This window comes from Myxosarcina sp. GI1(2024), from assembly GCF_053543375.1.
In genome coordinates, this window is the sequence record NZ_JBKGTY010000009.1 from 105,066 (window position 1) to 113,574 (window position 8,509).

The 8,509-nt window shown below is 42.3% G+C and carries 6 protein-coding genes and 1 pseudogene; 4 read left to right on the forward strand and 3 right to left on the reverse strand.

Features of this window, described 5'->3' with window-relative positions:
* Both ACLFKQ_RS24750 and ACLFKQ_RS24755 read right to left on the reverse strand, forming a co-directional pair.
* Window positions 1-537: pseudogene (locus tag ACLFKQ_RS24750) on the reverse strand (IS1/IS1595 family N-terminal zinc-binding domain-containing protein); the annotation flags it as partial.
* A gap of 110 nt (window positions 538-647) precedes the next feature.
* Window positions 648-2,240 carry a hypothetical protein gene (locus ACLFKQ_RS24755; protein WP_449002348.1) on the reverse strand — a complete coding sequence of 531 codons (1,593 nt, stop codon included), beginning with the start codon at window positions 2,238-2,240 and terminating at the stop codon, window positions 648-650.
* 384 nt (window positions 2,241-2,624) lie between these two features.
* On the opposite strand from ACLFKQ_RS24755, the gene ACLFKQ_RS24760 reads away from it, so the two are divergent.
* Window positions 2,625-3,080, forward strand: a complete 456-nt coding sequence (locus ACLFKQ_RS24760) for a GatB/YqeY domain-containing protein (RefSeq protein WP_449002349.1) — start codon at window positions 2,625-2,627, stop codon at window positions 3,078-3,080.
* Window positions 3,081-3,328: 248 nt separating this feature from the next.
* Here ACLFKQ_RS24760 and ACLFKQ_RS24765 read toward each other — a convergent pair whose 3' ends face one another.
* The gene (locus ACLFKQ_RS24765) at window positions 3,329-3,541 is read right to left on the reverse strand and encodes an Hfq-related RNA-binding protein (protein ID WP_449002350.1); all 213 of its coding nucleotides are present in this window, start codon (window positions 3,539-3,541) and stop codon (window positions 3,329-3,331) included.
* Between the two features lie 31 nt (window positions 3,542-3,572).
* Between ACLFKQ_RS24765 and dapF the strand changes: the two genes are divergently transcribed.
* From dapF to ACLFKQ_RS24780, 3 genes are all read left to right on the forward strand, one after another.
* Window positions 3,573-4,418: a diaminopimelate epimerase gene (dapF, locus tag ACLFKQ_RS24770; protein WP_449002351.1), complete on the forward strand. Its 846-nt coding sequence runs from the start codon at window positions 3,573-3,575 to the stop codon at window positions 4,416-4,418.
* A gap of 493 nt (window positions 4,419-4,911) precedes the next feature.
* Complete coding sequence (locus tag ACLFKQ_RS24775; RefSeq protein ID WP_449002352.1) at window positions 4,912-6,681, forward strand: metallophosphoesterase; 1,770 nt, start codon at window positions 4,912-4,914, stop codon at window positions 6,679-6,681.
* Window positions 6,682-6,754: 73 nt separating this feature from the next.
* Window positions 6,755-8,392 (forward strand): B12-binding domain-containing radical SAM protein, encoded by a 1,638-nt coding sequence (locus ACLFKQ_RS24780; protein WP_449002353.1) that lies wholly within the window; start codon window positions 6,755-6,757, stop codon window positions 8,390-8,392.
* Window positions 8,393-8,509 lie beyond the last annotated feature (117 nt).

Genomic DNA, 8,509 nt, shown 5'->3' on the forward strand with positions numbered 1-8,509 from the left:
ATAGACAGGAGGTAGCGAATTCCACAGTTCTGGCGCTGCTTGTTCGCTGCGATTGCGCTCCGCGCAGTGGCAAAGCCAATCGCCAATTGTTACCCCAACGATTTCACGAGTTTTGGAATCCAAAGCTAACCAGACCCATTGTTTATTTCCTTGATGGTCTACAAATGACACGGGGCTTTCAAGGTGCGGAACCTGTGTCCGCACACAGCCCCTCCACATTGCATCACACTGCTTCGTCAATTTCCCCTTTTTTTGGGTGTGACTTTTATTTCTCTGGGAACTAGAGCATATTTATTTATGGTTAACATAGGTTTGAAGCCACTTTTCTGACACTTCAACTGCTCGTGCAATACCTGCCAAAGAAATTCTTTCTAATCAGAGCCTGTCAATCAACTCCCGTTTCTCTTGATTAACGACGATTTTTTGCGGTTTCTCTACAAATTGACGATGACATTGATTACATCTAAACCTTTGTTTTCCGTTGTGAATCCGACCATTTTTGACAATTTTCTCAGAATGGCAGCTTGGACAAGTAGGCTTTGCTCTCGAGTTATTTAAGCTCGACGTTTATTTTAGATCGTTACTTCTACAGGACTACCGAATCACCATACAATTAACACTGGCAAATCGCCTATGTCAGAGGATACCTATAAATTTCTGGTTAACTTTAAAACTTCTCCTGGCTGTAGTCGTTTGAGGCGATCGCTCAAATCCCAAGGAGGCTGTAGTTGTCCTAGTTGAAAAGTGCGACTCATCACCACATAAATTGAAGTGCGATCGCAACCAATATCGGCAGCTAAAACGTCATTCCAAGTTTCAGCTGCTAGTTCGTCGTTTACTTGCCACTTGCCGTCTTGCCAAACTAAGCGACGAGAAAAACGAAAGGGAGCCGATCTTTTACCCGTAATCAAAACTTTTTGTAAGATTTTGCGGATTAGATTGGGAAAGAAACGCCCTAAAGACAGCATGACTACCCGTAAGACAATTAGGTTAAAAGAATTCATTTGTTTCTGTTTTGCCCAGCCCAAAGAACCAGCGATCGCAATTTCATCCTCGGTAATTTTAGTTTGATAGTTACCTACTAAGTGTCCGACGGCGTTTTTAACTTGATTGCCGTCTTTTACTTGCAAAGAAAACTGAGTATCGGAGACAACTAACTTACCGTCGCGAAATAGCTTAAAAACTCCTCCTTTATTGAGAGCCAAATATAGTTCGGTATTGAAGCGGCGATCGATTAGCAGACCTGCTTCTGGTAGATAGAAACGACCATTGAGACGAGGTTGTAATTCGGGACGAGTAGCAACGAAGTCGCGCCAAGCCAAAAGATAGTTCCAGGTATGATGTCCGATAATGCGATCGTCAGCATAACAAGCACCGAGTCTGTTAGCCAGTCCCTGCAAAAAGCGATCGTTGATGTTTAAAGCTTCGGGCAACCATTTACCGACTAATTCAAAGCCGTGAGGAAAAAAGTTATAGGTATTGCGGCTAGTATATTCCCCACCGTAAGAACCATCGGGATGGACGAACTGAGCGGCGAGAATTACCGCTTTGGCGATCGCATCTTTTAAACGGTTACTGGGATTGAGTTGGTAAACCCTTGCCAAACAAGAAATAGTCAGGGTTTGATAGCCAGGATCGCAACCTTCATACTCTTGAAACCAGCCTTCGGGATTTTGCCAAGTTAGTATTTGTTCTAATTTTTGCTCCTTGCTCTCCTGCCAGCGATCGCTTTTTAATAACCTAGATACTAATTCCAGACATAAGACAATTAACCCCTGATGATTGCTCAACCGACCGCTTTCTTGATGGTGTGCCAACCAGTCAGCGCGTTTGCTAAAAAACCGCAAGGCTTCTGAGTTGTCTAAACCCATCAAAGTATAGCTTTCAATACAGGCAAGGAGGGAAAAAGCGGCTGCACCTGTGGCTCGTTCGAAGGGAAAATAATCGTCACAAGAGCCATCGCGATGACTGCTTTTAGCTGCGTAGAGTATTCCCGCTTCCACCCATTCTCTAATTATGGGCTGCTGATAGAAAATATTGCCTTCAAGGTCGGTATGATAGGCTAACGCCAGAGGATAGACAAACTCCTGAGACATTCCCGCCGGAAAATCAATTACTTTATACTGCCAAAAAGTGCGATCGAAACAGCCGTAAGTAGGACTGTGAGCATTACGATCTAGAAGCGTCAAGATTTTAGGTATCTGGTCTAGCGCAGCGCGGGCGAATAAATCTTTACTCATTAAAATTGAAGACAACTTTTGAGTAGCTAGTATATAGCAGTCTCATTCGATGCGAGAGAGTTAGCTTAGATTTTTTCGATTTCTCGAAGTGGACAAAAAGTTGGGTCTTTTTGCCGCCTGTTAACGATCCTTAAAGCTTGTAGTTAATGCGATCGCTTTTAACTTTTGCTTTGAGCTACTGGGTTCAAGTCCCCTTTTTAATCGCTAGATAAAAAGTCTACATTGAAATAGTAGTTTAAATCTACTATTTAAATAACCTTCTTCCCTCTTCCCTCGAACTTCTTCCTTCGTTTAATGGTACGGGGAATGCGACCGCGCCGGCGGCAAATTATAAATAACAACTAAAACGATATAATAAGTCTTTTTAGGAGGGGTTTAGTTTATATGAGTCTTAAAGAACGAATCGGTGAAGATCTTAAATCGGCAATGAAAGCCAAAGATAAAGTTCGTTTGGATACAATAAGAAGTATCAAAAAAGCGATCTTAGAAGAAGAAGTCGCCCTGCGTCCCAAAGGACAAGAAAGTCTAACTCCAGAACAAGAAATCGAACTGCTAGCAAGACAAGCAAAACAGCGGCGCGACTCGATCGAGCAATACCAACAAGCAGGAAGAGACGACTTAGCCGAAAAAGAAACTCAGGAATTAAAGATTATTGAAACCTATTTACCCGAACAGATAAGCGATGAAGAATTAGAAAAGATTATCGACGATATTATTGCTTCTGTCGGTGCCTCATCGCCCAAAGACTTGGGTAAGGTAATGGGACCTGCCATGAAACAACTAAAAGGCAAAGCTGACGGTAAAAAAATTCAGGCTATGGTTAAAAGCAAGCTAGCTTAGGCTTAAAAGAGTACGGTTCGCTCCTTGCAGTAGAGCTTGATGGTTCATAGCTGTTCAAACGGTCCCTGGATTTTATATCCAGCGCTGCGATTGAGCGTTGCTCAATCAGTTCGTTATTTATAGATAGATTTAATCGTCCATTAATCGATTGACTATCAAATACCAGTCTGACGATTGACTATTAACGATCGAGTTGTCGCTCTCTGTTAGCCAAATAGAGAATTAAATTAACCATCAACGGTCTACGATTAGGCTTTAGGTTTGAGATAAACTAAAGCTTGTCGCCAAACTATAGTCTGTTGGTCGTAATGATCGATCAGGCACAAACAATCATTGTCTTGCCAGATAATTTTACCCACTAGCAGATCGTCGGTCGTTAATTTTAATTCTACTTCTTGTTTATCTTTGATATAGTCTTGAACTTTTCTGACGCTAGGTAAACCACTATCAAATTTACTCATTTTAAATCGTTATTATTAGGAAAATTCGCCAATGACAATTGAGTTTAGCAAATACCAAGGACTGGGTAATGATTTTATTTTGATTGATAATTTGCACTCCGTCGAACCTATAATAACTCCAGAACAAGCCGTAAAAATGTGCGATCGCCATTTTGGTATCGGTGGCGACGGGGTTATTTTTGCTCTCCCAGGCAAACAAGGTGCAGATTACACCATGCACATCTACAATTCTGATGGTTCCGAACCGGAAATGTGTGGCAATGGTATTCGCTGTTTGGCTAAGTTTATCTCTGATGTAACAGGGGAAAAGAAAACCAATAAATCTTACAAAATCAATACTTTAGCTGGCATAATTACTCCAAAACTAACTAGTAACGGCGAAGTCACGGTAGATATGGGTACGCCACAGCTAACGGCAGCCAAGATTCCCACTACTCTGGCGGCTGAAGATGAAAAAGTTATCGATCGCACTCTCACAGTTGGCGATCGCAGCTGGTCGGTTACTTGTGTTAGTATGGGCAATCCCCACTGTATTACTTTTGTCGAAGACAGCCAGGCGATCGTCCTAGAAACTATCGGACCTCTATTCGAGCATCACTCTGCTTTTCCCCAACGAGTTAATACAGAGTTTATTAAAGTTGTGAAATCCGATTACTTGAAAATGCGCGTCTGGGAAAGGGGAGCGGGTATAACCTTAGCTTGTGGTACTGGTGCTTGTGCTGCGGTGGTCGCCGGCGTACTAAATGATAAATGCGATCGCTCTTGTACTGTAGAATTGCCGGGGGGATGCTTACAGATCCACTGGTCGAAAACAGATGACAGGGTTTATATGACGGGTTCGGCGATCGCAGTATTTACCGGTAAATATTATCTATAAAAAAATTCCCCGCTCGTTACCAAGCATGGGAATTAGAAGGATACCACTAAACACAAATAAATAACTTTAAGCTTTTGGTAAAAACTTTATGGAAGCTTGACGACAGAGTTGGCTCGATATATTTACTGAGGAAAACGAGTTTTACAGTAATTTCTGACTTTTTTATCGAAAAAATACCCATCTGACTCTGGGATTTACTGACCTCATTATAAACTCGTATCAGAGAAATTATCTAGTTTAAACTCCGAACTTTATTAAATCCTCAAATAACTCGTTAGATAAATGAAGCCACCGTAAGCGACAGGGACAAACGCTCCTAAATTAAATAGTGTTTAGTGATAATCCTTACTAGCTCTCAAGATTTGACTTGACAAATAGTAATATAATTTACTTAAAAATTAGCTCAAGTCAATCTCAAAGCCTCACGAATTTATTATCTAACCGCTGGCAAACTAAAAGCAACAAAACTGACGAAATCGAGCACGAATTAACAATGAAGCTCAGTAATTTTACTCTGTTAACTTTATTAATTATTTTGGTAATTATTTCGTGGTCGATGATAATTTCCATGCGAGAAGAACCACAATCTCTTTCAATTGAAACTCTACTAACAGATCCCTTTTTACAACTTCCTACACCAACTTCGGTTAATGTAGTCTGGTTTACCGAATTTCAAGGCACTAGCCACTGGGTAACTTACGGTCAAAATTTAGAGAAAAAAGCGATCGCGACTACTACTAAACTAAGTCGAGTTAGAGAAGATGAAGATTCTTACCTTGAGGATAATACCTATACCAAACCTCATTCGAGAGATATATGGCGACATGAAGCAATAGTCACGGGTTTGACTGCCAACCAGAGAATTCCCTATCAAGTAAGTAGCGAACTCGAAGGGGCAATTATTAACAGCAGAGGTACTCATACTCTATCTAGCTTACCCACCTCTGGAACGCCCTTGAAGATACTATTAACATCCGACCATCAGTTAATGCCAATGACGGCAGCCAATTTGCAAAAAGTAGTAGAAACTATCGATAAAATAGATGGGGTTTTTTTCGCAGGAGATTTAGTTAACGTTCCAGACCGCGCTTCAGAATGGTTCGATGACGCTCGGGGTGGTGCTTTTTTTCCCGCTTTACAAGGACGTGCCAACTACGAACTAGATATGGATGGGGTTAAAACTAGCTATCGAGGGGGAAAAATCATTCAAAATGCTCCCTTGTTTCCGGCGACCGGCAATCATGAAGTAATGGGGAGATTTTCGATGGAATCCCAGTTAAAGCAACAGTATAACGATGCCGTTCCTCGGGCGATCGCCGCCGCCTACTATCGAGAGACTAATCCCGATTCTAGGGATCGCCAAATTCCCCCAAGCTGGATTGAAGACAATTCTTTTAACACCCGAACTTACGAAGAAATTTTTAGCCTACCTCGAAGCAATAACGACAATCTCGGTAGCAACCCATATTATGCCGTAACTTTTGGAGATATCCATTTGGTAGTTTTGTACGTAACTAATATCTGGCGCAGTCCCAGTCTCGAACCCGATGTCAAAGGTAGATATCGCGAACGAGAAGAAGATTTCAATCGACCTTGGCAGTGGGGTTACGGACAGCATATTTTCGAACCAATAACTAAAGATAGTCCTCAATATCGTTGGCTAGAAGCAGAACTTGCTAGCACGGCGTTTCAGCAGGCAAAATACAAAATTGTCATGTTTCACCATCCTCCCCATACTTTGGGAGGTAATATCGTTCCTGCCTATACTACACCTCAGCCTCAGATCGAGTATGGCGAAGGGGATTTAATTACTTCGGTTCGTTATCGATATCCCATCGCCGAAGACTATATTATTCGCGATTTGATTCCTTTATTAGAAAGCGCAGGAGTGCAGTTAGTTTACTACGGACATTCTCATCTTTGGAATCGCTTTACCAGTCCCTCGGGAATGCACTTTTTAGAATCTTCTAACGTTGGTAATACTTATGGGGCGCACTTAGATAATAACCAGCGTTCCGTACCTGAAGACGATCCGGAATTTAGCTACGCTCTTACAGGAGATCCCAATGGTTTAGAAGCGATCGTTCCCAACATTGCACCTTTAATGGACGAGTCGGGCAATCCTCTGCCTTATATTGCTAGCAACGAGATTACCGTGTTTAGCATTTTTGATACCGCAACCGGGAGTATTAGCAGCTACCGTTACAACACTCGTCGATCGGGTTCGGCAGTGGTTAAGTTTGATGAGTTTACTCTAGATTAATCGGCAAACTTTACTCCATACCTTATGAAAAGGGATCGATAATAAAGATGTATTGTTAGATTTAAATTTATTCGTGAGCGTATTTCAACAAGAAAAACTGTTATTTACTCCTGTCTCTGGAGATGCCGAGGCAACTCCCGTTATTTTTGCCTTTCCCAATGAATACAGCGTCGGTATTACTAGCTTGGGCTATCAAGTAGTCTGGGCTACTCTGGCACGGCGAAGGGATGTAAATGTCAGCCGCTTGTTTGTCGATCTCAATGAACCGCTACCGAAAAATCCCGAACTTTTGGGTTTTTCGGTTTCCTGGGAATTAGACTATATTAATATTTTTAATTTACTCGAGTCTTTAGGGATACCCCTTTACAGTCGCGATCGCGAAAATAATCATCCTTTAGTATTTGGCGGTGGTTCGGTTTTAACTGCCAACCCCGAACCTTTTGCCGATTTTTTCGATCTTATTTTGCTTGGGGATGGAGAAGATCTCTTAGACAATTTTATCGATGCCTATCGGGAAGTTAAACACTGCGATCGCGCTACTAAGTTACGCCATCTAGCCGCAGTTCCGGGAGTTTACATACCGAGTTTCTATAAGGTAAGCTACTCCAGCCAGGATGGAGCGATCGCCAAGATAACTCCAATCGATACCAATCTTCCCGCTCGAGTAGAGAAGCAAACTTACCGAGGTAACGTCCTTTCAACTTCGACGGTAGTTACCGAAAAAGCAGCTTGGGAAAATATCTATATGGTAGAAGTAGTCCGAAGCTGCCCGGAAATGTGTCGCTTTTGTTTGGCAAGCTATTTGACTTTACCGTTTCGCACTGCTTCTATAGAAGGTTCTTTGCTTCCGGCGATCGAACGGGGTTTGCAAGTAACCAACCGCATCGGCTTACTAGGAGCATCGGTAACTCAGCATCCCGAATTTGAAGCCCTACTCGATTATTTGTCCCAACCCCAGTATCGCGAGGTTCGCCTTAGTATTGCTTCGGTGCGTACCAATACCGTTACCGCAAAACTCGCCGCAACTTTGGCTGCTAGAGATACCCGTTCCATTACCATTGCGATCGAAAGTGGTTCGGAAAGACTGAGACAAATTATCAATAAAAAACTGAGTAATGAAGAAATTGTTCGGGCTGCGGTAAATGCTCGAGCGGGAGGTTTGAAAGCCATTAAGTTTTACGGGATGGTGGGCGTACCCGGAGAAGAAATCGCAGATGTAGAGCAAACCGTAGCAATGATGGAGGCAGTCAAAAAAGCTGCTCCTGGTTTGCGTTTGACCTTGGGGTGCAGCACCTTCGTTCCTAAAGCTCATACTCCATTCCAATGGTTTGGAGTCAATCGCGACGCTAAAAAAAGACTAAAGTATTTAGAGAAACAACTGAGAATGCGCGGCATCGATTTTCGTCCTGAAAGCTATAATTGGTCGGTAATTCAAGCCTTAATTTCTAGGGGCGATCGCCGTTTGGCAAAATTACTGGAATTGACTAGAGTATATGGCGATTCGGTTGGTAGTTACAAACGAGCCTTCAAACAGCTAAAAGGACAATTGCCAGATTTAGATTATTACGTTCATCAAGATTGGCAGCAAGAGCAAATTTTACCCTGGCAGCACATTCGAGGAGCATTACCCACAAATACTCTTGTCAAACACCTCGAAGAAGCGTTGAGTCATTTTCCTCAGTTTCAGCAAACTAAGAAACTTTTGACATGAACTTTCTCTTGCCCCTGATTGCCTTAAAACAACAAGCCGATTTTAACAGGGTCAGGACTTACGCACTTCAGCATTGTAAACCTAGATTTACCGTTGCAAACTCGCTGCTCAAACAAC

What these genes read in the sequence shown, in the direction of transcription:
- ACLFKQ_RS24755 (WP_449002348.1), bottom strand. Translation starts at nt 2,240, where the DNA reads ATGAGTAAAGATTTATTCGCCCGCGCTGCGCTAGACCAGATACCTAAA.
- ACLFKQ_RS24760 (WP_449002349.1), top strand. Translation starts at nt 2,625, where the DNA reads ATGAGTCTTAAAGAACGAATCGGTGAAGATCTTAAATCGGCAATGAAA.
- ACLFKQ_RS24765 (WP_449002350.1), bottom strand. Translation starts at nt 3,541, where the DNA reads ATGAGTAAATTTGATAGTGGTTTACCTAGCGTCAGAAAAGTTCAAGAC.
- dapF (WP_449002351.1), top strand. Translation starts at nt 3,573, where the DNA reads ATGACAATTGAGTTTAGCAAATACCAAGGACTGGGTAATGATTTTATT.
- ACLFKQ_RS24775 (WP_449002352.1), top strand. Translation starts at nt 4,912, where the DNA reads ATGAAGCTCAGTAATTTTACTCTGTTAACTTTATTAATTATTTTGGTA.